Raw genomic sequence first — 23,848 nt, 5'->3', positions numbered from 1 at the left:
TCAGTTCAAAGAACTGACTAAAGTGATAACTCCATAATAATATCATCAGGCGTAATTGAACCTGTTTTCACCTGAGCAATATCAGTATAGCTGTTATGGTTAGTGACAATCGTAATAACTGTTTTCTGGCACTGATGTCTTTCTACTCCATCTAAGTCCATTACAGTGAGAAGATCACCCTTTTTGACTTTCTGTCCCATTGTGACTTTTGTATCAAATACTTTTTCATCGGTAATTTTTACTGTATCAATACCTAAATGTAGAAGAAGTTCTGCACCTTCATTTGTGATGATTCCAATTGCATGTTCTGATTCACTGATAAAGCTGATTGTACCATTTGCAGGAGCATAGATCTTACCATCAGCTGGTTCAATAGCTGCACATGGTCCCATAATACCTTCTGCAAACATAGGATCCTTGATTGCACTCATTTCAATCGCATCTCCTAATGCAATCGCAAATAAAGATTCACTAGAAACTTCTTTTTCTTCTTTTGGTTCTACGACTTCTTCTTTTTCTGTCTTAGGAACACAGAATAACCATGTAATAGAGAAAGCCACCGCAAATGCGACTAAGTTAACAAGAATATAGAATGGTAACTGATTATTAAGATATAGTAATGTACCAGGAATACCTGTAATACCCATACCTGTTGCTTTAAGATGGAAGATAGAAGCAAGGAATCCACCAACACCTCCACCAATCATTGCAGCGATAAATGGTTTTACTAAACGAAGGTTTACACCAAATACTGCAGGTTCAGTAATACCTAATGCAGCAGATAAAGCAGATGGATAAGCAACCTGTTTCATTTTCTGATCATGAACTTTAATTGCGATAGCTAATACAGCACCTGCCTGCGCAATGTTTCCACAAGTACCAATTGGGTTTAAATAGTTCCAGCCATCATTAGCTAACATACTGATTTCTAAGAAGTTTAAGATATGATGAATACCAAAGATACCAAGTAACTGTCCAAAGCTTCCGTATAATAAACCACCAAGACCTAGAGGTAACTGCAATAATTTTTCAACTACAAATAATACACCTGTTTCAACTGTATGAAGAACTGGACCAATCGCAAATAATGCGACTGTCATACCAATAAGTAATGTAAGGAATGGAGTAAGAATAAGATCTAATGCATCTGGAATACGTTTTCTTAACCATTTCTCCATATTGGCACCAAGAATACCTGTCACAAAGGCAGGTAATACAGAACCCTGATAACCAGATACCTTTAAGAAATTGAAGAACATCAATGGTTTTGCAGCACCAGAGCCAACATCATATGCACTTGGAAGACTAGGACTTACAAGCATTAAACCTAATACAATCCCAATTACAGGACTGCCACCAAAGTTTTTAAATGTTGACCAGCATACAAGTGCAGGAAGAAATGCGAATGCGGTATCCGTTAATACCTGTGTAAATGTAAGTAAGTTTGCAGGAACACTCTTAGTTGTTAAACCAAAAAGATGCAAGATAGCTTCTTGAGTCAATAAGCCTCTTAGACCCATGAATAAACCTGTTGCGACAAGTACAGGAATAATTGGCACAAAGACATCAGAGAATGTTCTTATAGCTCTTTGGAATTTATTTCCGTATACTATTTTTTCATCGTTGTTATTACCTTCTTCTCCAGTCACCTTGATTACTTCATCATAGACACGATTTACTAAACCTGTCCCTAGAATAATCTGATACTGTCCTGAATTGAAGAATGATCCTTTTACCTTATCTAAAGATTCAATTGCTTTCACATTGATTTTATCTTTGTTTTTTACTACTAAACGCAATCTTGTTGCGCAATGTCTTACTGAACTAATGTTTTCTTTTGAACCAGTTAATTCAATAATCTTTAATGCAAGTTCTTTATCGTTCATTTTTCTAACCTTTCCTTTTTAATTTGTTAAGCGCTTTACTGATTATATTTATACCTCGTAAAGCGCATTAATTGAATGGAATAACATAATATAAATATGGCTTTTTCTAACCATTTATACTTTTTTTAGTATAAATGTGTAAGTTTTAAAATCACCATGTTCTAAAGGTACACATAAGCCCATATGCTGCAGCTCATCTCCACCATAGATTTCTTGTGTATGACATTCTAAATAATCAGAATCTTCATCTAAGTATGTTAACTTAAAGTACTTCTGAGCAGTTAGAGGATTATAAAAACGAGTCATTATGACAACATAAACAGTCTTTCTATCAAGACTGACTACTTCCCAGCCTAAATGATTTTCATCACATTCAATGGCATGTAATTCACCGTTGAGTGTTTCTTTTCTTATTGTTTTATATTCCTGAATCTGCTTCTTAATATCATCTAATTCATCATCTGTACACTTTGTAAGATCAAGTTCATAACCTAAGTTAAATAGTTTTGCGATATCATAACGTGTCTCTAAGGATGTAATACGTCCTGTCTGGTGATTAGGAACAGCACTGATATGTGCACCTATCACTGATTGTGGATAAAGCAGACTAAAACTATCTTGAATCACACTGCGATCAAGTGCATCCGTATTATCACTGGCCCAGTTCTGCTGCATATAACATAAGATACCTGGATCAAAACGTGCACCTCCACTTGAACATCCTTCAAAAAGAACATCTGGATAACGAGACGTAATCACATCAAGCACATGATAAAGACCAAGCATATATCTATGAGCCACTTCTGTACTATACTTAGAGATATGAGAACATACATCACTCATCGGTCTATTCATATCCCATTTGATATAATCAATAAGTCCTGTAGAAAGATAAGAATCAAGCATATGAATTAAATAATTCTGGACATCTTCTCTAGATAAATCAAGAAGATATTCATGACGACCTAAAGTAGGTTCATATCCATCTACTGATAATGCATAATCTGGATGATGTATATATAAATCACTGTTTTTACTGATTGCTTCTGGTTCAAACCATAAGCCAAACTTCAAACCATATGATTTAACAAGTTCAGCCGCTTTTTGTATACCACCTGGAAGTTTGCTTGTATTACATTTCCAGTCTCCCATAGAATTACGACTATTATTTTCTTTTCTAAACCAGCCATCATCTAACACAAATAATTCAATACCTAGTTCACTCGCACATTTGGCCTGTTCTTCAATCTTTTCTAAAGACACATCATAATACATAGCTTCCCAGGTATTTAATAATACAGGAGGTAATTCCTGTGATTGTGGTAATAAGTGATGACGATAGAGCTCATGGAAATTCATTCTCATTCCTTCTAAACCTGTACTACTATAATTCACGACAACTTCAGGTGTATAAAACTCTTCTCCTTTATGTAAGTGCCAATTATTCATAGAAGGATGTAAACCCATCTGCATACGAACTTTTCCAAATGAATCCTTTTGTATCTTGCAACAATAATTTCCACTATAAATAAAATGCATTGCATATATATCAGAACCTGATATTAATGCCGCAAATGGATGCATTTGTGGACTACTGCTGCCTCTTGTACTTTCTATTTGAAATATACCTGTATTAAGTGCAGATAGCTGAATATTGCCTTCTTTTGCATGTAAGCCATACATTGTCATCACTTGATAATCCTGTGATGGAAGTTCTAAAGAAACAGATTGTGTATTATAAAGAATAAGATCTTCTTTACAGCTTCTAAAAGAAGCTGAAAATGAAAGAACGCCTAAATCCTCATAAATAGTGATATATTGACTAACTTCTAAGCCAATATGCTTATCTTCATAGACTACTTCTAGTGTCTCACTTCTGCCATGACTTTTAAGTGAGGGTAATCCTGAAAGAGTCTTCTTTTCATCTAGTACATGCACTTCCTTCAACAATAATTCACAATAACGTTGATGGTGTGCTTCTACTTCAATGGCAGGTATACGATAATCTCCATGACCTAATTGTGGATAGAGAAAAGGAAGATCATCAAAAGATGCATTTTCGATACTGACATCATGTTCAGTATTGTAGCCGCGTTTGTAGTAAGTCATTGGACTTTTATGATAATGACGAAGTGGTTTCCCGATATATCTTTGTAAAATGTACTTTTGATCTAATACTTCTAATATATAACTAATATGTGTATTTCTAAGATGAATTATACTATTATTTATTGTAATCATTTTAAATCTCCAATCTGTATACGTTGATATTTTGTGATTCTTTACTACTTGCAAGAAGTAAGTCTTCAGCCTGTGGATCAAGACGTGCAGAATAAACAAACTCTCCGTTATTCGCAAATATTTCTACACTTGATGTATCCAGCCATATTTCCATATGATTGATTTTTATAGGCCATGATTTCTTTTGATATATCTGTTCTGCCCAATCATAGCGTTCAATACTTATGCCTTCATCAAAGTGAATGCTTAATTCCTTATTGATTGAAAAAGATATATGTTCCAAGGGACTGATTTCTATCATCGCCTGTCTTTGTATTTTCATATGATTCGTATAAGGAATTTCATGGCATAATTCATACATCTCCCTTACAGGTGACTGTATCAATTTTCCTTTTTTTACAGATAATTCACGAGGCATTGTTAAACAATGAATATGTCCATCCTTAGCGAATTCTACTTCTTGCGCATCACTAAAACGTGACATCCAAGCAAGCATAATACGTCTTCCTTGAGCATCCACAAATGTTTGTGGTGCATAAAAATCATACCCTTCATCCATATGCAGTCCTTTATCTAAATCACTCAATGTATCTATTAAATAAACAGCGTGTGCATCAAGACATTCATCCGTATCATTATTTCTTGACTGCAAGCCATAAATTAATACTTCATGAGCATCAAGTGTAAATAAGTCAGGACATTCTATCATTTCATACTGTTTAGATATTCCGATGATTTTATTAAACTTAAAAGAGGTTCCATCTATTGATGTATATTGAATAATATTTCCTCTTCCAGTCTTCTTATTCTGTCCTCCAATAATCATTTTCCAGACATCCTCCTTAGTCACTTTAGGATCTCTAAAATGACCTGTATAATCATCAGGAAGAGAGAGTACAGAACCATATTTCTTAAAATGAACACCATCCTTTGATTGTGCAAGACATTGTTCAGGATATCTTACGCCTTCTCTCTTCACATTTCCTGTATAATAAAGAGATAGTGTCTCACCATCACTGACTGCACTTCCTGAATACGTCCCATCCTTGTCATAAGCTTCAGAAGCTTGTAATGCGATAACAGGCTCACTCCAATGAATAAGGTCTTGAGAGGTTGTTTTTCCCCATACTTTATAAGAGTGGTCTGTCACATTAGGATTCCATTGGAAAAAGACATAATACTTTCCTTTAAAATAGGAAAGCCCATTTGGGTCATTGATTAACCCTTTTTCTGTTTCTATATGATATGCTTGTTTTCTATTTTTCATACATAACCCTCACTTTATTTACATTAAACAACGTCAAGAATATAATAAGAATAGAAATACATAACGAATATATGGAAAAAACTAACTTAGGGGATCATATGAAAGAATATAAAGAACGTATTCACAGTAAAACCTATAAAGCCAATACAGATTTGTCTTTATACAGTGCTGGAATAGAACAATGTAAAAGTGAATATACCTATGGACCTATTGTAAGATCTTATTATGTGATGCATTTTGTCTTCTCTGGAAAAGGACAACTGACTATTAATGAACATTCCTTTGATGTCAAGGCAGGAGATATTTTCCTCATTCCTGCCAATAAGGTGGCTACCTATCAAGCAGATAAAAACCATCCATGGAAATATGGATGGGTCAATTTCTTAGGTATTAATGCGGAACAATATTTTTATTCCCTTACAAAAGATACACATGATCAATACATTATTCATAATGTTGATGTGAATAAATATTATAAACAGATTGAACGTCTATTAGATTTATCCTTTAATACTGATGCTGAATATTTTGAATCAAATAGTATACTTCTTCATATTTTCGCAATGTTGTATGAAGAGTTAAATATCCATTTCAATAATAATGTGAAATATTCACTTGCCGAAGAAATTCGTCTTTATTTGGATTTGAATTATCAATATAACCTTAAAATGAGTGAGATTGCGGATAAGTTTGGTATTCATGCAAATTATATGACACGATTATTTCATCAGAAATTTGATATTTCACCTAAACAATATCTGCTTTCAATTAAATTAAAAAAGGCTGCAGGCTTGTTACAGAGTACAAATCTCCCTGTATCTACAATTGCAGCCAGTGTAGGCTTTATTGATGCTCTGGCCTTTTCTAAAAAGTTTAGTAAGACTTATCATTGTTCACCCACACAATATCGTAAACAAACAGATGAAAAGAAGAATTGAGTTATTTCAATTCTTCTTTTTTATTATTTCATTTGAATAAGTTCGTATTCTCTTGTACCTAAACCAATCTTTTCCGCATGTTCTAATGTTTCTTTCCATCTGACATTAGGATTTGAATCTAGGAAGTTATCATGATGGTGATGCCAATGTGGATCAGCTAAGTTATCAGATAACTGGCTATTAGGCATAGGTGTTGCATGTAAGCATGCATCTACACATGCTTGATCTAAAGCAACAGGATCAAATGACGCAAAGATACCAACATCTGGTAAGATAGGTGCATCGTTTTCACCATGACAATCACAGTTAGGTGAGATATCTCTTACAAGACTAATATGGAATGTTGGTCTTCCATCACATACTGCCTGCGAATACTCTGCCATCTTTCTGCCAAGTATTTCATTGGCATTCCAGTTCTGATTTTCAATCGCATCAAATGCGCAGGCCCCAATGCATCTGCCACATCCTTTACAGATATCCTGATTGATGACTGCTTTTCCATTTTCATAAGTGATTGCATCACTGCCACATTCTTTAGCACAGCGACGACATCCTCTACATAAGTCATCATGTACAATTGGTTTGCCTGAATTATGCTGATGCATCTTACCAGCACGGCTTCCACAGCCCATACCAATATTCTTAATAGTTCCACCAAAACCTGTAGATTCATGTCCCTTAAAATGAGTTAAGCTGATGAAGATATCCGCATCCATGACTGCACGACCAATATAGGCTTCTTTACAATATTCACCATTTCTTACAGGTACTGTAATATCATCAGTTCCCCTTAAACCATCTCCAATAATAATCTGACACCCTGTAGTAATTGTATTAAAACCATTGATATTTGCACAATCTAAATGTTCGAGGGCATTCTTTCTAGAACCAGGATATAATGTATTACAATCTGTTAAGAATGGTTTCCCTCCACATTCCTTAACGACATCTGCGACTGCTTTCGCATAATTAGGACGTAAATAAGATAGGTTACCTAATTCACCAAAATGCATCTTGATGGCAACAAACTTACCATCCATATCAATATCAGTGATTCCTGCTTTCTTGATTAAACGCTGTAACTTTTCAGTTAAACTCACACCAACACGTGTACGAAAGTCAGTAAAATATACTTTTGATTTCTCCATAAACATATCCTCCATAATATTATTTTAACCCTAAAGTAAGGTTCATAGTCAACTAAAAAAGAGTAGACGCGCTACTCTTCTGTTAAACAATCTGAATCAATAATCTGGAAGTTTGCACGATGAATATAAAGTGCCTTACCATCAATCATGAGTTTCGTCATCTTAGGAAGATTATCAGGAATTTCCCAATAAACATCATCACCCTGATAAGCCTTAATAGGCTGTCCTAATTGAGATTTAACGACTACGACTCTTCTCTTACCAAATAAGTTCTTATACTTATTTAAGTAATTCGCAATAGCGGTATTGGCAGTAATACCATCTGCTCTACTATTAATATGCTTCTTAGTAAAGTCTACTTCTGCATCCAAGCCCTTTTGTTCAAAGATACAAGTATCACCACAGCTTTCTATTTCATTCCCATCAATTGTGATCGTAATGACTGAAGAAAGACTATATGTTTCTTTTACACTACCATCAGAATTATATGAGGATTCTTTTACTTTATTACCAGTGATTTTGATTTTCTGTCCGTTTGTTTCAAAAAACTTATTTCCATAATTATCATAAGTATCGATTGTATAGCCATTCCCAATCAAACTGCCTTTAATATCATTCATCTTAGACTTGAAATAAGAACATCCACATAAAGATAAACATACAAATGTAATTGTGAAAACCTTCATGATTCTTTTCATCTTATTCACCTACATTCTTTATAATATTTACATCTTTCATTTCAATATAACGAATATGAATTGTTTCACCTGTCTTTAAGAAAGCAAGTGTGTTTTCATTTTCTGATGTAATGACTGCTTTGTATTTATTACCTTCTGTATCCACAATAAATAGCTTCGATTTACCATCTACATTAAGAATCTGTACATTTGCGATTGTGATATCCTTCTTCTTAGTTTCTGCATCAGATTCTTCTGTAATTGTCTGAGAAGAAAGGAAGCTTTTCTTCAATAATTCAAGATTCTTGACTGAATCTGCAGAATAAACAGAGACCTTTTGATAATCCTTCGCATCGACCATCGCATACTGTTTAATCAATCCTCCACTGTCTTTAAGTGAAATCAAATAAACTGGATGACCACCTACATTGACTAATAATGGGAATGTGGCATCATAGCCATAGTTCTTCACTTCACCTTCTGCAGATTTCATAGCAGCTTTTTCATTTGCGCCAGAACATGAGAAACGTAAAGTCTGATGTGTACGTAAGTTAGATAATACAAAGCCTAAGTTAGATGAATCTTTATTTGCAGAAGTAATACCACTATAAATCCAGATATCGCCATCTTTTTCTAAATAATTATAACCTTCAGATGTGACAGTAACATTTTTCTGTCCTAAGACTGAGTTAAAGAACCCATCCTGTAAGCTTCCGTTTTCATCGATTTCAGTCATAATGAGTTCTTCTGGATATACACGATCCACCCATTTAGGTACTTTGCCTTTATCATATTTTTTAGATTTACCAGTAATTGGATCAAAGAGAACAGCACCTGTAACCTTCTTCTTATTACTTACACCAAAGTAAGTATATGTTGTACATACATACCAAGGATGCCCTTTTTCATCTACTTCAAATGAAGGAGAACCAAAAATGGATGTAGGATAAGATAATTGTAGTTTACGATTCAAATTATGATTAAGAATGGCAGAAGGTACATATTTCATACCATCTAAACCTAAATCTTTTAACTTAACAATATCTGTCTTACCATTTGTAGAATTTACTGTAATATAGGCAGGAATACCATTCTTACTGTTAGTCAAATATTTAAAGAAACTTGCATATTCAAGTGGAGTGACACGATAAACACTATTCTTATAAGAAATCTGTGTATAATCATCACTTACTTCAAACTGAGACACATATTCTGGAATTTCACCCATCACCTTATCACCAAGCTTCACAGTACTTTTACGGTCAATAATAGGTGTCTTAGAGAAGTCTACTTCATGTAATGTCTTATTATTAAACTTTACATTTTCTACTTCTATACGACTTGCATAACGTGATGCATGGAAAATCTTACTTGTGAATAAATCAGTCACTAAAATACCTGCCACAATCACTGCCACTGCAGCACCTAAATAACCTACCTTTTCAGGCTTGAATTTCTTACCAAGTAACGTGCTATAAGAAGATGCCGCACCATAGATACATATTGCGACAATTAAGAAAATCCAAAATTCTATCGCATGAATATTCAATGCTGGTGTATAGAAATAATAAATCAGTAATACAAGAATAATAGAAACCAGCATTGGTTTAAATTCTATTTTTTTCATTTGGAATCATTCCCCCTTAGTATATATTATATACCTTTTTCTCCTAGAGTAGTGATAAGACATATTGTCTTTCTATCAAGTGAAAGGACTGGTGTGTCTTTAAAATACACACGATCACTAAAGACAAGTTCTCCGTCGTTGATGAATACTTCTACACTACTTGAATCAATTAAAATCTTCATAGACTGATAGTCTTTAATAGTCCCTACACGTTCTGTCTGGTTCATTACAATGATTTTATGATTATTCACTGTAAGTGTATAAAGATCACCTAACGTAAGAGTCATTCCTTCATATAAGTCTAAATCTATTTCTACCTGCTTAGATGGAAGTAAATAGTCTGTGACTTCTACTTTTTTAGATTCACATCTTAATAATGCAAGTTCTTCTACTGGCATCATATAAAGATGATCATCATGAATAGTGAGTTCTCTAGGGAAAGTCATAGCCCCTGACCAGCCTTCTTCTTTTTCAGGGAATTCACTATGCCACATATCCATCCAGGCCATGAGTATACGTCTTCCATCAGGTGCCAACATTGTAGTCGCTGCATAAAAATCATGACCATGATCTAATTCAATAAATGAATCTCTAATCTTATAGCCTGTTTGATGATAGTTTCTGTATTTTTCACCATCTTCTTTAATACCTTGTGGTGACATAAGTAATACATCAACTCCATTAATTCTAAATAAATCAGGACATTCCCACATCTTCCCTTCATGATCAATAGTTGATGCATGTCCATATTCACCTGAATAATCCCAATGAACTAAATCATCTGACTGATAAATCAATACATGTCCTCTTCCATCCTCTTTCTGTCCACCAATAATCATCTTAAAATGATCATCTTCTCGCCATACCTTAGGATCACGGAAATGAATTGTATTATCTAGAGGTGGATGGGCAATAACTGGATTGTTTTCATATTTATGGAAGTGAATCCCATCTTCACTCCAGGCAATATTCACATTCTGATGAAATGTGATATGTTCAGGATCATCATAAATATTACCTGTATAGATTAAATATAAACGATTGTTGTACTCTACTGCACTTCCTGAGAAACAGCCATCAAGATCTTCTTTATCTCCAGGTGTCAATGCGATAGGTAAGTTTTCCCAATGAACTAAATCCTTACTTCTAACATGACCCCAATGCATTGGTCCCCATATAGGTTCATCTGGGTAGTATTGATAAAATAAGTGATAGTATCCTTGGAAATAAGAAAAACCATTTGGATCATTAATCCATCCATGTTCTGGGCATACATGATAGTTTAAACGGTATGTCATATTACTCTCCTTTATGTCTATTAAGATGTAACGTGAATGTATTGATATCAGAGCGATAACGTGCAATAGAATACTCTATTGGAGTCTTATTTATATCATAACCAATAGAGTGGAAATAGAATAATGGGTCTCCTTCTTCTATATCCAGCATATCCGCTATTGTATCATCGGCTTTGATCATTTCTAATTCTCGGTCAATTGTATCAATACTATGTCCCTGTGCTTCAAAAACATCATAAAGTCTTTCTTGAGTAAAGTCTGTATCAAGCAATTCTGGAAATAGAGAAACAGGAATATAGGTTGTAATAAAGACATTAGGATTCTTATCTGTATAACGTAAACGAACAAGCTTATAAACTAAATCTTTTTCTTGTTGATGTAAAGAGTCCGCAATCTCTTTAGATGCCTGTTCTTTTTTAAATGAAATCACCTGCGTTTGAGATACAATACCATGTCTTTTCATCTGTGTATCAAAACTGGATATTGTCTGTGTAAAGTCTTGAATTACCTTAGGTATACATACAATAGTGCCACGTTTCTTTTTCTTTTCTAAATAACCGGCATCTACTAAGATTTGTACAGCTTTTCTAATAGTAGGTCGGCTTACACGATAAATATCAGATAATTCATGTTCTGTAGGAATAATAGTGCCTTCAGGGTATTCTCCCGATGTAATCTTATCTAATAAATCTTTTTTTACATCTAAATATAAAGCAGTCATAACGCACCCTCCTCATGTATATGCTATTTTATCACATTTATAACACCAGTGATATGTTTACATATCATTGACATAATAATTATATAATGTTAGTATATATGTAAAGGAGAGATACAGATGAAAGAATATACTATTGATGAATTGGCACAGATGATTGATCATACTAACTTACATACTGATGCCTCTAAAAAAGATATGGAGAAATTATGCAATGAGGCAAAAGACTATCATTTCAAGATGGTTGCAATCAACCAGGTTCAGTCTCATCTATGTGCAGAACTATTAAAGGGCACTGATATTCATGTAGGTGCTGCAATTTCATTCCCACTTGGACAAACTACTATTGCCTCTAAGGTATTTGATACAAATAATGCGATTGAAGAAGGAGCCACTGAGATTGATTATGTCATCAATCAGACAGAGGTTAAGAATAAGAACTGGGAGTATATTAAGGATGAAATGACACAGATTGTGGATGCATGTCATGCCCATCATATTCCATGTAAGGTTATTTTTGAAAACTGTTATTTAGATGATGAAGAAAAGATAAAATTATGTGAGATTGCGAAAGAGGTTAAACCTGATTTCATTAAAACATCTACTGGTTTTGGAACAGGTGGTGCTACTTTTGAAGATGTCGCATTAATGAAGAAATATGTAGGTGATGAGGTAGAAGTAAAGGCTGCAGGTGGTATTAGAAATGCGGATACTTTTATCAAGATGATTCAAAATGGAGCAACTCGTATTGGTACAAGTGCAGGAGTCTCTATTATTGAAGAATTAAAGAAACAAGCTGTTGATGGTATTATTAAGATTTAAAAAGGTCGTAAGACCTTTTTTTCGTATATAATAATGTAAAGGAGGGTTTTCTTATGGGATTCCAGATTTTTAATTTTGAAGATAATAGCAATGTCTCTGTAGTGAGTCGTAAAGGAATGTTTAAGGTAATTCAGTACGATAAGGATTTAAGTTGTACAGCGGATGATGCACAAATTAAGTTCTATATGAGTCAAATGAATGTTAAGAAAAGACAATTGATGATTACTTTAAATAATGAGAGTGTAAATATTCAACCAGGAGCCATGCAATGGTATATAGGTGATGTACATCAGTCTACAGGTTTAAAAGGGATTGGTGATACAATCAAGAAGTTCTTTAATGCCCAGGTCACTGGTGAATCTACAATTAAACCACAATATGAAGGGACTGGTGTTATAGTCACAGAACCAAGCTATAAACATTATATTATTGAAGATCTAGATGATTGGAATGGAGCTATGTGTGTAGAGGATGGTTTATATTGTGCATCTGAAACCAAAGTCAGCTTAAGTACATCTATGATTAAAAGTGTATCAGGACAGACAATTGGTGATGAGGGATTATTTAATCTATGTCTTAAAGGCTCTGGTAAGGTTGTCTTAGAATGTGATGTACCACAAGAAGAACTTATCACAATAGATTTACATAACGATACGTTAAAGATTGATGGATCATTTGCGATTGCCTGGAGTGAGAATCTAGACTTTACAGTAGAAAGAAGCGGTAAAACACTCATTGGTTCAGCTATGAGTGGTGAAGGTTTAGTTAACGTTTATCGTGGTACAGGAAGAGTATTAATCAAACCACAGATTTAAAAACATCCACTAATCGTGGATGTTTTCATTATACGCATAATCATCAATAAGATATTCTGAAATCAACATATAGACATCTCTCATACAGTTCTCTGGTACTCTTGATACATTCATCACTTTCATATCCTTGCCATAAAGAATATAATTCGCATCTGTACAATAGATTTCTATCAGCTTCGCTAAGACTTTTATAGATGGTTCACATTCACCATTCTCATACTTCCCTATGGTTGTGCGATGTGTATCAATACGTCTTGCGACTTCTTCTTGAGAATATCCCATTTTTAATCTTGCTTTTCTTAATCGTTCTCCCATTGACATATCTGTATACCTCTATACATTAAGCATAGAAATAAAATAGAGAGTATAGCGCTCATGTGCGTAAAAATCTCATTTTTTAGATTTCACGATATTATTATTCGTTTCATGTTATTTATTATGTTATACATTAGTTTATTCATGTATTCTGATTATGGGAGCTATAACAGTATGTATATGTGTATATATACACTAAAGGACTAATACCAACATGGCTTAGTCCTTTTTCCTTTATTATATTGTATATAATATTACTAGGTGGTAGAGTATTATGATTGTTTCTATTGTACATTTAAATTCTTATATAACAGACAGAATAATCCAGATGTTTCGTCATTATCATCATCGTTATACAATTTCTAAAACACTGATTCATTCTGATATATATTTTACAGGTGCATTTGAAGATATACAAAGAATTAAAATAATTGATCAAGAAGCTTTTATTGTGGTTGTATTAAATAAACCTTTAGGTCCAGAGACTGTGATCTACCAGCCTTTTCATTATATATTTGAAAATGATTTAGAGTTCGGCGTTTCATTGATGTTGTCATTGCATATGAAGCATTACGATTATTATCAATTTAAATATGAGCATCATAAGATATCTATTCCTATCCATGATATTTTCTATATAGAAACACATGATCATCTTTCTACTATACATACAAAGAAAAAGAACTATCATCTCTATAAGCCTTTAAGAATAATACAAGAAGAGATGCATTCTAAACAGATTGTACAGATTAATAAAAGTACATGTATTAATAGCCATTATATCAATAAAATAAATCATCACGATATCTATATGGGAAATCATATATTTAAGTTAGGACAAATTTATAAAAATAACTTTTATCAGTCATTAAAAAAGAAGTCCGGAGACTTCTAGATGATTTGGAAGATATAGAACTTTAAGTAAGATGTTTCTTCCATAGTCCATAGAATTGGATGATCTGCATTCTGTTGAGTCACAGAGACCTGTTTTAGAGTTACTCCACATTCCTTTGCGGATTCTCTTAACATCTGTTCAAATAGTGCAGTTTCCATAAAACGTGAACAGCTGCATGTAATTAGATATCCACCCTGTCTTAGTAGTTTCATAGCCTTCATGTTAATATTCTTATAGCCATTATAAGCATGATTTACTGTTCTTCTTGATTTAGTAAATGCAGGTGGATCTAAGACAATAATATCATACTGTCCCTGATGACATTTATCTAAGTAATCAAAAACATCATCCTGTACAAAAGACATTCTCTCTTCTAGATGATTCATCTTCGCATTCGCAAGACCCTGATCTAAAGCTGTTTGAGAAACATCTACAGCAGTGACATGTTTTGCGCCACCAATTGCAGCATTTAATGCGAAACCTCCTGTATGACTAAAACAGTCTAAGACTGTCTTACCTGCTGACATGTTTCTTAGTAATACTCTGTTAGATTTCTGATCTAAGAAGTAACCCGTCTTCTGACCATTTTCTACATCTACATTAAGCTTTAAACCATTTTCATTAATAACTGTTGTAGTCGGTAATTTGCTTGGTTTCCAGAATCCTTTATAGAGTTCTAGACCCTCCTTAGCACGCACCTTGACATCATTTCTTTCATAGATGGCAGATACATTCTGACCATCTTCTTTTAATACTTCTAGTAATAATTCATAGATCATATCTTTGATTAAATCTAAACCATAAGATGTAATCTGAGTCACAATGATTTCATTATAACGGTCTGCAGTTAAACCTGGTAAGCTATCTGCTTCACCAAATACAAGACGACAGTTCGTTAAATTATCTTTTTCTACTGTCTTTCTAAAGTCATACGCAAACTGAATTCTCTTTTTAAAGAATTCTCTATCAATCACTTCATTTTGATTCTTAGTTAAAATACGTACTGTAATATGACTTTCTTTAGAAAGAAACCCTGTACCTAAATAACGTCCTTGAGTCGTCATAATATCTACTAAAGAACCATTCTCAATAGAATCATCTAGACTACCTAGATTGTTCTTATACATCCACATCTGCCCTTTATCGAGCCATTTTTCTCCTTCAGGAGTAATAATAATACTTGGATAATTTCTTTTCATTTTCTACACCTCGTAAATAAAATAAAGTATATGCGAAATAAAATCAACAAAAAAATCAGAGTTCATTAAGAACCCTGATTAGGAGATTATTTTAATTTCCAGATATCTTCATTATACTGTGCAATAGTTCTATCACTAGAGAAGAAACCAGCTTTAGAGATATTAACTAACATCTTCTTAGCCCATGCTTTTCTATCTTTATAATCGTTGATAGCACGTACTTTAGTCTCAATATAGTCTCTTGCATCAAGTAATGCCATAAACCAATCCTTGTATGACATATCATTATGTAATCTTTCAAGTGATTCCACATCACCGACTGATTTCATTTCATCACTGACAATAAAATCAACAAGTGTTCTTAATTCAGGATCATTATTTAAGATATCCTGAGGATGATAATCACCTTTCGCATAATGGTCAATAACTGTATCAGCTTTTGCGCCAAAGATATAAATATTATCGTCACCTACAAATTCATGTATTTCGACATTGGCACCATCGTCAGTACCTAATGTGACTGCACCGTTCAACATGAATTTCATATTAGATGTACCAGATGCTTCTTTTGAAGCAAGGGAAATCTGTTCAGAGAAATCAGCTGCAGGAATAATAGATTCTGCATAAGTGACATTATAGTTTTCTACCATGACTACTTTTAAGTAAGGAGATACTTCTGGGTCATTGTCAATAAGCTGCTGCAGACAAAGGAGTGTATGGACGATATCTTTTGCGAGAATATAAGCAGGAGCTGCTTTTGCGCCAAAGATACATGTAATAGTATGTGCAGGCTTATGACCGGCTTTAATCTGTAAGTACTGGTAGATGATATATAACACATTCATCTGCTGACGTTTATATTCATGTAATCTCTTAACCTGAACATCGAAGATAGAGGAAGGATCTAACTCAATACCTTCTTTTTCTTTGATTACGTTCGCAAGCTGTGTTTTCTTTTCCTGTTTGATTGTAAGTAGTTTATCTAGGACTACTTCATCATCTAAATATTTCTGTAATTTCTCTAATTCACTTGCATCTTGTTTGTAGCCTTCACCAATTAAGCTATCAATCAAATCAGTTAATTCTTCATTACATGATAATAACCATCTTCTAAATGTAATACCGTTTGTTTTGTTGTTGAAATGTGTTGGGTAAAGTTCATAGAAGTCATGTAATTCAGTATTCTTTAAAATATCAGTATGAATAGAAGCCACACCATTGATAGAGAAACCAAAGTGGATATCCATATGCGCCATATGAACAAGCTTATTATTATCAATAATTGCGACTTTTTCATTTGTAGATCTTTCTTTCGCAACAGCATCTAATGCTTCAATAATAGGTACTAATTGAGGCACGATTTCTTCTAGATAAGACAATGGCCATTTTTCAAGTGCTTCTGCAAGAATAGTATGGTTTGTATAAGCACATGTTTTAGATGTAATATCAATAGCCTGCTTCATTGTAAGTCCTTCTTTCATAAGAAGACGAATCAATTCAGGAATAACCATTGATGGATGTGTATCATTAATCTGGATACATACATGCTTATCTAAATCAGTTAAACTGATTCCTTTACTCTTGATATCTTCAAGAATCATCTGTGCCCCATTAGATACCATGAAATACTGCTGGTAAATACGTAATTTACGACCTGCTTCATCACTATCATCTGGATAGAGGAATAAAGTTAAGTTACGTACAATGTTTGATTTATCAAATGAGATACCATCATGTACCATTGATTCATCAACAGATGCAATATCAAATAAGTGTAATTTATTCTTATTTCCTTTATAGCCTAATACATCTAAATCATATAATTGAGACTTTAAAGAAAAGTCCTTAAATTCTACAGTATAATGTTTGTTTGTAGGAATGAGCCAAGAATGATCATTAATCCAAGGGTTTGGTGTTTCGCACTGTTTGTTGTATTCAAATACCTGTTTGAATAAACCTAAATGATAATTAAGACCAACACCATCACCAGGTAGGTCTAAAGTTGCGATTGAATCTAAGAAACAAGCAGCTAATCGACCTAACCCACCATTACCGAGTGAAGGTTCAGCTTCTATTTCTTCAATTTCTTCTAAACTCTTTCCGTTTTCTTTGAATAATTCCTTTACTTCCTTACGAATACCTAAGTTGATTAAGTTATTACTCATGAGTTTACCAATTAAGAATTCAGCAGAGAAATAATAAACCTTACGGTCACCTTCAATTGTCTTTTTATCATCAAGCAAGTCTTTTACAACACTTAATAATGCGATATATGCTTGTTCATTAGAACAATCCTTTATTGAAAGATTAAATAACTCCTGAACTCTTGTATTAATTAACGTCTTAACATCCATTCTTAAAATCTCCTTTAAATACGGTTTGTTTTTACTGTAATATCACGCATTCGTTCCTTTAATGAATCACTAAAAGCATTCTTATCTAAACGCCACATCCAGTTATTACCTAAAGTATTAGGCTTATTCATACGCGCTGTATTATCAAGCTTCAAGTAATCCTGCATTGGTACAATGCACTTATCACTTACACTTGCCATAATACAATCAATACTCATATCCACTAATACAGTGTCATCATCACCATCATAGTGTAGATAGTCTTTCAACATCTGTCTTTCTTCAGGCAGAATATTTTTAAGCCATCCGATCATTGTTTCATTATCATGAGTTCCAGTATAAACAACTGAATTTTCTGTATAGTTGTGAGGTAGGTAGTTGCTTGTACCAGAAGAATCACGTGAATCAAATGCGAATTCAAATACCTTCATACCTGGATAACCACAATCAGCGACCATCTGTTTAACTGTATCAGTCAAATAACCTAAGTCTTCGGCAATTACATTGAGTTTTCCTAAAGACTCTTCAACTGTCTTAAATAAGTCATAGCCTGGACCTTTTTCCCAATGTCCATTTCTAGCAGTTGTATCACCATAAGGAATTGAGAAATATTCATCAAAACCTCTAAAATGGTCAATACGTACAACATCATAGGCTTTCTTACAATATGCAATTCTCTGGATCCACCATGCATAACCAGTTTCCTTATGTTTCTTCCAGTCATAAAGTGGATTACCCCAAAGCTGTCCATCAGCAGAGAAACCATCAGGTGGTACACCTGCAACTGCAGTAGGTTTTACTTCAGGATCCAACTGGAATAATTCTGGCTGTCCCCATACATCAGATGAATCATATGCGACATAGATAGGAATATCACCAATGATTTCTACCCCTTTACTATTCGCATAATCCTTTAATGCATACCATTGCTTCCATACATAGTACTGTAAGAACTTATGGTAATTAATGTCATCACTTAGTTCATTACGTTTCTCGGTAAGGGACGCATCATTTCTTAAACGTAATTCTAAAGGCCAATTTTCCCAGCCTTGGTTATCATAAGATGCTTTTATTGCCATAAATAATGCATAATCTTCTAGCCACCATGCATTGTCCTTACAGTAAGCTTTAAAATCTTCATTATCAGTAATATGTGAATTCTCATACGCTTTCTTTAATAATGCATATCTATTTTCATAGAGATAAGAATAATCAACATAATCACTATTTATATCTGCTTCTGGTAGATCTTCTTCCTTTAAATAACCACATTTCACAAACTCATCTAAAGAAATAAAATATGGGTTACCTGCAAAAGTAGAGAATGACTGATAAGGTGAATCACCATAACCAGTAATACCTAAAGGGAGAATCTGCCAATATGTTTGTTTAGCTTCTACAAGATCATCTACAAACTTATAAGCAGCTTCATCAAAACAACCAATACCATACTTACTAGGTAAAGATGATACGGATAATAACACACCACTTTTTCTCATAAACTATCCTCCATAAATAGTCCAAAATGATCAGAAACTACATCTTCATGTGTACCATCAAATATGACATGATGGCTTTTTACATGTTCTTTTTTATTACACCAGATATAATCAATACGCATACCATCTACTGCCTCATCCCATCCGTCTATTTTACCCTGAGCAGTAAAACGACCTTGGACATCATCTGCTAAGTCACGTGTATCAAACCATCCATCTTCTTTAATAGTGGTATAACTTTGGTTTGGAATAATATCAGGCGCATTGAAATCTCCTGCTAAGTAAACAGGGACTTCTTTAGTCGCAATTGTCTTGAGCTTATGCCATTGATTAATGAAAGGTTCCTCTTCATCCTTCCACCATCCTAAATGGGCTGTATAAACCCAGAAATGCGTGTTTTCTTTTACTAATTCAACTCCAAGAGAATTACGTTTCTTCCAGAACGAATAATCATTGGTTTGTGTCAATAAAGTATTTTCACTATTCACAATAGGATACTTAGAGAAGATGGCTACACCTTCATCAAACTTGTCATAACCTACTTTAACTGGAATATAGTTCCAGTTATATTGATCACCAAGTAATCGACTTAACCCAAGTGCATAATTATCTTCTTTAATAATGTCTCTACCGACATAAGAGCTGTCGGTAGAAACACTTTTTGCCGTCATACTTTGATTGACTTCTTGTAAACAAATGACATCAACATCATGATTCAGAATAAAATTCGCAATTGTCTGGAGCTTATTCTTTTCATCACTTTCACTTAGTGAATGTGTGTTAAGTGTCATAAGCTTCATATTTATTTACCTAAGGCATCATTGATATCTGACTTAAGAACATCGGCTTTAGGTCCATAAACTGCCTGTACACCATTATCCTTCTTAAGGAGACCCTTTGCACCTTCCTTCTTCCAAGCATCAACATCAGCAACTTTATTGACATCATTAACTGTAACTCTTAAACGAGTCATACATGCATCAACTAACTGAATATTATCTCTACCACCAAGTAAGTTGATAATTGCTTCGACCTGAGCACTACCTTCATGTGCTGTAGAAGTTTCATCACTTTCCATATCATCATAGTTACCAAGTCTACCTGGTGTCGCAAAGTTAAACTTCTTGATCATGAAGTTTGCAACGAAATAACCAACTACTGCGAATACAACACAAGCAATAACGAAATTAATAACATCACCAAGTAATCCTGCTTGAACTGCCATAGGAACACGAGTTAAGAATTCGATATTACCAAATGAATGAACTCTTAAATGAACAATATCAGCTGCTGCGAAAGCTAAACCTTGAAGTACTGCATAAACACCATATAGTGGAACTGCTGCGAACATAAACATGAATTCTAGAGGTTCTGTAACACCTGTTAAGAAAGTTGCAACGAATGTAGAAATAAACATTGATTTATATTTAGGCTGTTTATCTTTATCTACGTTCTTATACATTGCATAAGCGAAACCAGCTAATAGACCAGTTGCACCAATCATCTGACCTACTTTGAAACGAGCAGGTGTAACTGTTGTTAATAAGTGAGTGTAAGCTGTCATATTTCCAGCTTTCTTTAAGTTAATTAAGTCTGTAACCCAAGCTAACCATAATGGATCCTGACCGAATACTTTTGTACCCTTCTGTAAACCAGTCATGATAGTGTATGTACCACCAAATGAAGTGTAGTTAACTGGAATAGTTAACATATGATGTAAACCAAATGGTAATAATAGACGTTCTAACATACCATATAAGAATGGGGCAATGATTGGAGCTGTTTTACTTGAGTTTGCAAGCCAAACACCAAAGCTATTGATACCACCCTGAACAAATGGCCATACAACTGACATAATAACTGCGATAACAACTGAATGAACAATAACCATTAATGGAACGAAACGTTTACCATTGAAGAATGATAAGCAATCAGGTAATTTACGGAAGTTATAGTATTTGTTGTAAACAATACCACCAACGAAACCAGCAATAATACCTACAAAGACACCCATATTAAGTGCTGCAGATCCTAGAACTGTTGTGAAATAGTTGGCAATTGGAATCTTTGCACCAAATAATGTATGTGTATAAATGACTTTACTACTATTAACCATATCGGCTGTAACACCAAAGATTGTACCTGTGATGTTATTGATTAAGATAAATGCGATAACAGCTGCGAATGCACCTCCGGCACGATCTTTAGCCCAGTTACCACCAATGGCAGCTGCGAATAAGATATGTAGATTGTTGATAACTGCCCAACCAATCTGTTCCATTACAGAACCAACAGTCATAACAAATGCGACATCTGCACCAAACATCTGGAATACTTTACCTAATGAAATCATTAAACCAGCAGCAGGCATTACTGCGATAACTGTCATTAAGGCTTTACCTAACTTCTGTAAGAAGTCGAAGTTAATTCCTTTTTTCTTCTTCTTTTCAGGTGCTGCTTTAGGAGCTGCAACATCTTCAAGAACAAGCATTTCATCCTTTACATTATGAGCACCTTTCTTTAAGACAATCTTCTTACCTTTAAGATCATCTTCTTTAGTAAATACGAATGGAGTCATTGTATTGACACCTTTAGATTTAAAGAAATCTAAATCTCCTTCAAACAATAAATCTCCTTTTTCAACTGTCTGTCCTTCTTTTACATGCCAAGTAAAACCTTCACCTTGATACTGAACTGTGTCTAATCCAAAATGGATTAAGATTTCAATACCATCATCTGTCACAAGACCAACTGCATGTTTAGTAGGTGCAACCATTTTTACTACACAGTTGTCTGGTGCATATACTTTTCCATCTTCTGGAATGATAGCACATCCGTCTCCCATCATCTTTTCTGAAAATACAGAATCTGGGACATCAGTGATTGGTACTACTTTACCCTTGAGGGGCATACATAAAACTTTTCCCTTACTCATATTCTTTCCTCCTTCTAATAAGGTTATGTCTTACTCCCTTTTTCTTACAAATCCTATTTTAATGATTGTAAACACTTACACAATAGGAATTATGCAACAAAACAGGGTATTTACGCATATATTATGCAAATATTAGCGCAACTATAGTGCAATTCAGCAATAATGAGTATAATAAAAGTGAGGTGATTTAAATGAGTATCACAATTAAAGACATTGCGAAAAAAGCAGGGGTATCTCCATCTACTGTATCTCGTACAATTAATAATCATTATTCAATTAGTGAAGAAACGAAAGAAAAAGTACGTAAAGTAATGGATGAACTCGGTTATGTATATGATAAATCACATATTAAGAAACATGATGTTGGTGTCGTCTTTCCACGTTCTATGGTAGATGTCTATGAAAATCCATTCTATCTAGAAATAGTAAGAGGTATTAGTTATATGTGTAATAAAGGGCGTTATAGTCTTCATATTATTACTGGTGCCGATACGAGAGAAATGAAGACAAGTATGGAGATTGCGGATTGTGAAGGATATATCTTCCTAAATACGAAAATTGAATCTTCTGTGACAGACTATTTAAGAGAACGTATGATTCCTTATATTATGATTGGTAAACCACCAATGAATTCCATTACATCAGTTAGTGTAGATACAGATAATATCCAGGCAGGCTATGAGGCAGTGAAATACTTATTAAAAAAAGGACATCAAAAGATCGGTTATATTGGTGAAAAAAAGGATGTACAATATTCTATAGATCGACGTCTTGGTTATATACAAGCTTTATCCGAAGCAGGCTATGAAGTGAAAGAAGACTATATTAAGAATCTTTCTTCAAGTTATTCCTATAACCCCAATGAAATACTTGAATTATTAAGAAGTGATGACTGTCCGAGTGCCTTTGTGGTATGTGATGATATTTATGCCGTCATTATGGTTAGACTAATTACTGAAGTAGGAAAGAAAGTACCTGATGATATTTCTATTGTGAGCTTTAATAATTCTATCTTTGCACGTTTCTCAGAACCACCACTGACTTCTATTGATGTAAGCCCAAATCAGTTAGGCATGGAAGCAGTTGTCCAGCTTATTAAACATATAGAAACACCTACCATGTTTGCGACACGCTCAATTGTTCCATTCACAATACGTAAAAGACAAAGTGTAAAGGAAATGAATAAAGGCGATTCACATTAAGTGAACCGCCTT

At 34.0% G+C, this 23,848-nt stretch carries 19 protein-coding genes; 5 read left to right on the top strand and 14 right to left on the bottom strand.

Going from position 1 to position 23,848, the window contains the following annotated elements; translation table 11 throughout:
* Positions 1-17: 17 nt before the first annotated feature.
* The 3 genes from NQ499_RS01235 to NQ499_RS01225 all read right to left on the bottom strand — a co-directional run bounded on the left by NQ499_RS01235 (position 18) and on the right by NQ499_RS01225 (position 5,394).
* The gene (locus tag NQ499_RS01235) at positions 18-1,886 is read right to left on the bottom strand and encodes a sucrose-specific PTS transporter subunit IIBC (RefSeq protein ID WP_006505425.1); all 1,869 of its coding nucleotides are present in this window, start codon (positions 1,884-1,886) and stop codon (positions 18-20) included.
* Between the two features lie 114 nt (positions 1,887-2,000).
* Positions 2,001-4,127 carry an alpha-galactosidase gene (locus NQ499_RS01230; RefSeq protein WP_259848573.1) on the bottom strand — a complete coding sequence of 709 codons (2,127 nt, stop codon included), beginning with the start codon at positions 4,125-4,127 and terminating at the stop codon, positions 2,001-2,003.
* 1 nt (position 4,128) lies between these two features.
* Positions 4,129-5,394: a glycoside hydrolase family 32 protein gene (locus NQ499_RS01225; RefSeq protein ID WP_006505423.1), complete on the bottom strand. Its 1,266-nt coding sequence runs from the start codon at positions 5,392-5,394 to the stop codon at positions 4,129-4,131.
* 98 nt (positions 5,395-5,492) lie between these two features.
* Between NQ499_RS01225 and NQ499_RS01220 the strand changes: the two genes are divergently transcribed.
* Positions 5,493-6,332: an AraC family transcriptional regulator gene (locus NQ499_RS01220; RefSeq protein WP_040389802.1), complete on the top strand. Its 840-nt coding sequence runs from the start codon at positions 5,493-5,495 to the stop codon at positions 6,330-6,332.
* A 23-nt stretch (positions 6,333-6,355) separates the two neighbouring features.
* On the opposite strand, the gene NQ499_RS01215 is transcribed toward NQ499_RS01220, so the two are convergent.
* The 5 genes from NQ499_RS01215 to NQ499_RS01195 form a co-directional block, all read right to left on the bottom strand.
* Positions 6,356-7,480: a DUF362 domain-containing protein gene (locus tag NQ499_RS01215; protein WP_040389801.1), complete on the bottom strand. Its 1,125-nt coding sequence runs from the start codon at positions 7,478-7,480 to the stop codon at positions 6,356-6,358.
* 71 nt (positions 7,481-7,551) lie between these two features.
* On the bottom strand, positions 7,552-8,178 hold the full coding sequence (locus NQ499_RS01210) for a DUF5052 family protein (RefSeq protein ID WP_050772163.1): 627 nt from the start codon (positions 8,176-8,178) through the stop codon (positions 7,552-7,554).
* Position 8,179: 1 nt separating this feature from the next.
* The gene (locus NQ499_RS01205) at positions 8,180-9,784 is read right to left on the bottom strand and encodes a hypothetical protein (protein ID WP_006505419.1); all 1,605 of its coding nucleotides are present in this window, start codon (positions 9,782-9,784) and stop codon (positions 8,180-8,182) included.
* A gap of 26 nt (positions 9,785-9,810) precedes the next feature.
* Positions 9,811-11,082 (bottom strand): glycoside hydrolase family 32 protein, encoded by a 1,272-nt coding sequence (locus NQ499_RS01200; protein ID WP_006505418.1) that lies wholly within the window; start codon positions 11,080-11,082, stop codon positions 9,811-9,813.
* A 1-nt stretch (position 11,083) separates the two neighbouring features.
* Positions 11,084-11,803, bottom strand: a complete 720-nt coding sequence (locus NQ499_RS01195; RefSeq protein ID WP_006505417.1) for a GntR family transcriptional regulator — start codon at positions 11,801-11,803, stop codon at positions 11,084-11,086.
* Between the two features lie 117 nt (positions 11,804-11,920).
* Here NQ499_RS01195 and deoC point away from each other — a divergent pair, with 117 nt between their 5' ends.
* Together deoC and NQ499_RS01185 are read left to right on the top strand one after the other, a co-directional pair.
* Positions 11,921-12,622 carry a deoxyribose-phosphate aldolase gene (deoC, locus tag NQ499_RS01190; protein WP_006505416.1) on the top strand — a complete coding sequence of 234 codons (702 nt, stop codon included), beginning with the start codon at positions 11,921-11,923 and terminating at the stop codon, positions 12,620-12,622.
* Positions 12,623-12,675: 53 nt separating this feature from the next.
* Positions 12,676-13,437 (top strand): AIM24 family protein, encoded by a 762-nt coding sequence (locus NQ499_RS01185; protein WP_006505415.1) that lies wholly within the window; start codon positions 12,676-12,678, stop codon positions 13,435-13,437.
* A gap of 9 nt (positions 13,438-13,446) precedes the next feature.
* On the opposite strand, the gene NQ499_RS01180 is transcribed toward NQ499_RS01185, so the two are convergent.
* Entirely contained in the window at positions 13,447-13,758 is a 312-nt protein-coding gene (locus tag NQ499_RS01180; RefSeq protein WP_050772162.1) for a helix-turn-helix domain-containing protein, read from the bottom strand.
* 268 nt (positions 13,759-14,026) lie between these two features.
* Here NQ499_RS01180 and NQ499_RS01175 point away from each other — a divergent pair, with 268 nt between their 5' ends.
* Positions 14,027-14,647: a LytTR family DNA-binding domain-containing protein gene (locus NQ499_RS01175; RefSeq protein ID WP_006505413.1), complete on the top strand. Its 621-nt coding sequence runs from the start codon at positions 14,027-14,029 to the stop codon at positions 14,645-14,647.
* Here NQ499_RS01175 and NQ499_RS01170 read toward each other — a convergent pair.
* The 5 genes from NQ499_RS01170 to NQ499_RS01150 form a co-directional block, all read right to left on the bottom strand.
* Entirely contained in the window at positions 14,644-15,846 is a 1,203-nt protein-coding gene (locus NQ499_RS01170; RefSeq protein ID WP_006505412.1) for a class I SAM-dependent rRNA methyltransferase, read from the bottom strand. The genes NQ499_RS01175 and NQ499_RS01170 overlap by 4 nt on opposite strands.
* Positions 15,847-15,932: 86 nt before the next feature.
* Positions 15,933-18,200 carry a glycogen/starch/alpha-glucan phosphorylase gene (locus NQ499_RS01165; RefSeq protein ID WP_006505411.1) on the bottom strand — a complete coding sequence of 756 codons (2,268 nt, stop codon included), beginning with the start codon at positions 18,198-18,200 and terminating at the stop codon, positions 15,933-15,935.
* A 14-nt stretch (positions 18,201-18,214) separates the two neighbouring features.
* The gene (gene malQ, locus NQ499_RS01160) at positions 18,215-19,699 is read right to left on the bottom strand and encodes a 4-alpha-glucanotransferase (RefSeq protein WP_006505410.1); all 1,485 of its coding nucleotides are present in this window, start codon (positions 19,697-19,699) and stop codon (positions 18,215-18,217) included.
* Entirely contained in the window at positions 19,696-20,499 is an 804-nt protein-coding gene (locus NQ499_RS01155; RefSeq protein ID WP_006505409.1) for an endonuclease/exonuclease/phosphatase family protein, read from the bottom strand. Before NQ499_RS01155 ends, malQ begins: the two co-directional genes overlap by 4 nt.
* Before the next feature lie 2 nt (positions 20,500-20,501).
* The gene (locus NQ499_RS01150) at positions 20,502-22,634 is read right to left on the bottom strand and encodes a PTS transporter subunit IIBC (protein WP_006505408.1); all 2,133 of its coding nucleotides are present in this window, start codon (positions 22,632-22,634) and stop codon (positions 20,502-20,504) included.
* A 191-nt stretch (positions 22,635-22,825) separates the two neighbouring features.
* Here NQ499_RS01150 and NQ499_RS01145 point away from each other — a divergent pair, with 191 nt between their 5' ends.
* The gene (locus NQ499_RS01145) at positions 22,826-23,836 is read left to right on the top strand and encodes a LacI family DNA-binding transcriptional regulator (RefSeq protein WP_006505407.1); all 1,011 of its coding nucleotides are present in this window, start codon (positions 22,826-22,828) and stop codon (positions 23,834-23,836) included.
* Positions 23,837-23,848: the final 12 nt, after the last annotated feature.

Origin of the sequence: Catenibacterium mitsuokai (assembly GCF_025148785.1) — a bacterium.
Lineage (GTDB): Bacteria > Bacillota_I > Bacilli_A > Erysipelotrichales > Coprobacillaceae > Catenibacterium > Catenibacterium mitsuoka.
Note: the sequence above shows the minus strand (reverse complement) of the source record. Positions and strands in the feature narration are given on the sequence as shown.

Bases quoted from the DNA above. Each gene is read 5' to 3' on its own strand.
- NQ499_RS01230 (WP_259848573.1), bottom strand. From the start codon at position 4,127: ATGATTACAATAAATAATAGTATAATTCATCTTAGAAATACACATATT.
- NQ499_RS01150 (WP_006505408.1), bottom strand. From the start codon at position 22,634: ATGAGTAAGGGAAAAGTTTTATGTATGCCCCTCAAGGGTAAAGTAGTA.
- malQ (WP_006505410.1), bottom strand. From the start codon at position 19,699: ATGAGAAAAAGTGGTGTGTTATTATCCGTATCATCTTTACCTAGTAAG.
- NQ499_RS01165 (WP_006505411.1), bottom strand. From the start codon at position 18,200: ATGGATGTTAAGACGTTAATTAATACAAGAGTTCAGGAGTTATTTAAT.
- NQ499_RS01175 (WP_006505413.1), top strand. From the start codon at position 14,027: ATGATTGTTTCTATTGTACATTTAAATTCTTATATAACAGACAGAATA.
- NQ499_RS01195 (WP_006505417.1), bottom strand. From the start codon at position 11,803: ATGACTGCTTTATATTTAGATGTAAAAAAAGATTTATTAGATAAGATT.
- NQ499_RS01210 (WP_050772163.1), bottom strand. From the start codon at position 8,178: ATGAAAAGAATCATGAAGGTTTTCACAATTACATTTGTATGTTTATCT.
- NQ499_RS01170 (WP_006505412.1), bottom strand. From the start codon at position 15,846: ATGAAAAGAAATTATCCAAGTATTATTATTACTCCTGAAGGAGAAAAA.
- NQ499_RS01215 (WP_040389801.1), bottom strand. From the start codon at position 7,480: ATGGAGAAATCAAAAGTATATTTTACTGACTTTCGTACACGTGTTGGT.
- NQ499_RS01155 (WP_006505409.1), bottom strand. From the start codon at position 20,499: ATGAAGCTTATGACACTTAACACACATTCACTAAGTGAAAGTGATGAA.
- NQ499_RS01185 (WP_006505415.1), top strand. From the start codon at position 12,676: ATGGGATTCCAGATTTTTAATTTTGAAGATAATAGCAATGTCTCTGTA.
- NQ499_RS01180 (WP_050772162.1), bottom strand. From the start codon at position 13,758: ATGTCAATGGGAGAACGATTAAGAAAAGCAAGATTAAAAATGGGATAT.
- NQ499_RS01235 (WP_006505425.1), bottom strand. From the start codon at position 1,886: ATGAACGATAAAGAACTTGCATTAAAGATTATTGAATTAACTGGTTCA.
- deoC (WP_006505416.1), top strand. From the start codon at position 11,921: ATGAAAGAATATACTATTGATGAATTGGCACAGATGATTGATCATACT.
- NQ499_RS01145 (WP_006505407.1), top strand. From the start codon at position 22,826: ATGAGTATCACAATTAAAGACATTGCGAAAAAAGCAGGGGTATCTCCA.
- NQ499_RS01225 (WP_006505423.1), bottom strand. From the start codon at position 5,394: ATGAAAAATAGAAAACAAGCATATCATATAGAAACAGAAAAAGGGTTA.
- NQ499_RS01200 (WP_006505418.1), bottom strand. From the start codon at position 11,082: ATGACATACCGTTTAAACTATCATGTATGCCCAGAACATGGATGGATT.
- NQ499_RS01205 (WP_006505419.1), bottom strand. From the start codon at position 9,784: ATGAAAAAAATAGAATTTAAACCAATGCTGGTTTCTATTATTCTTGTA.
- NQ499_RS01220 (WP_040389802.1), top strand. From the start codon at position 5,493: ATGAAAGAATATAAAGAACGTATTCACAGTAAAACCTATAAAGCCAAT.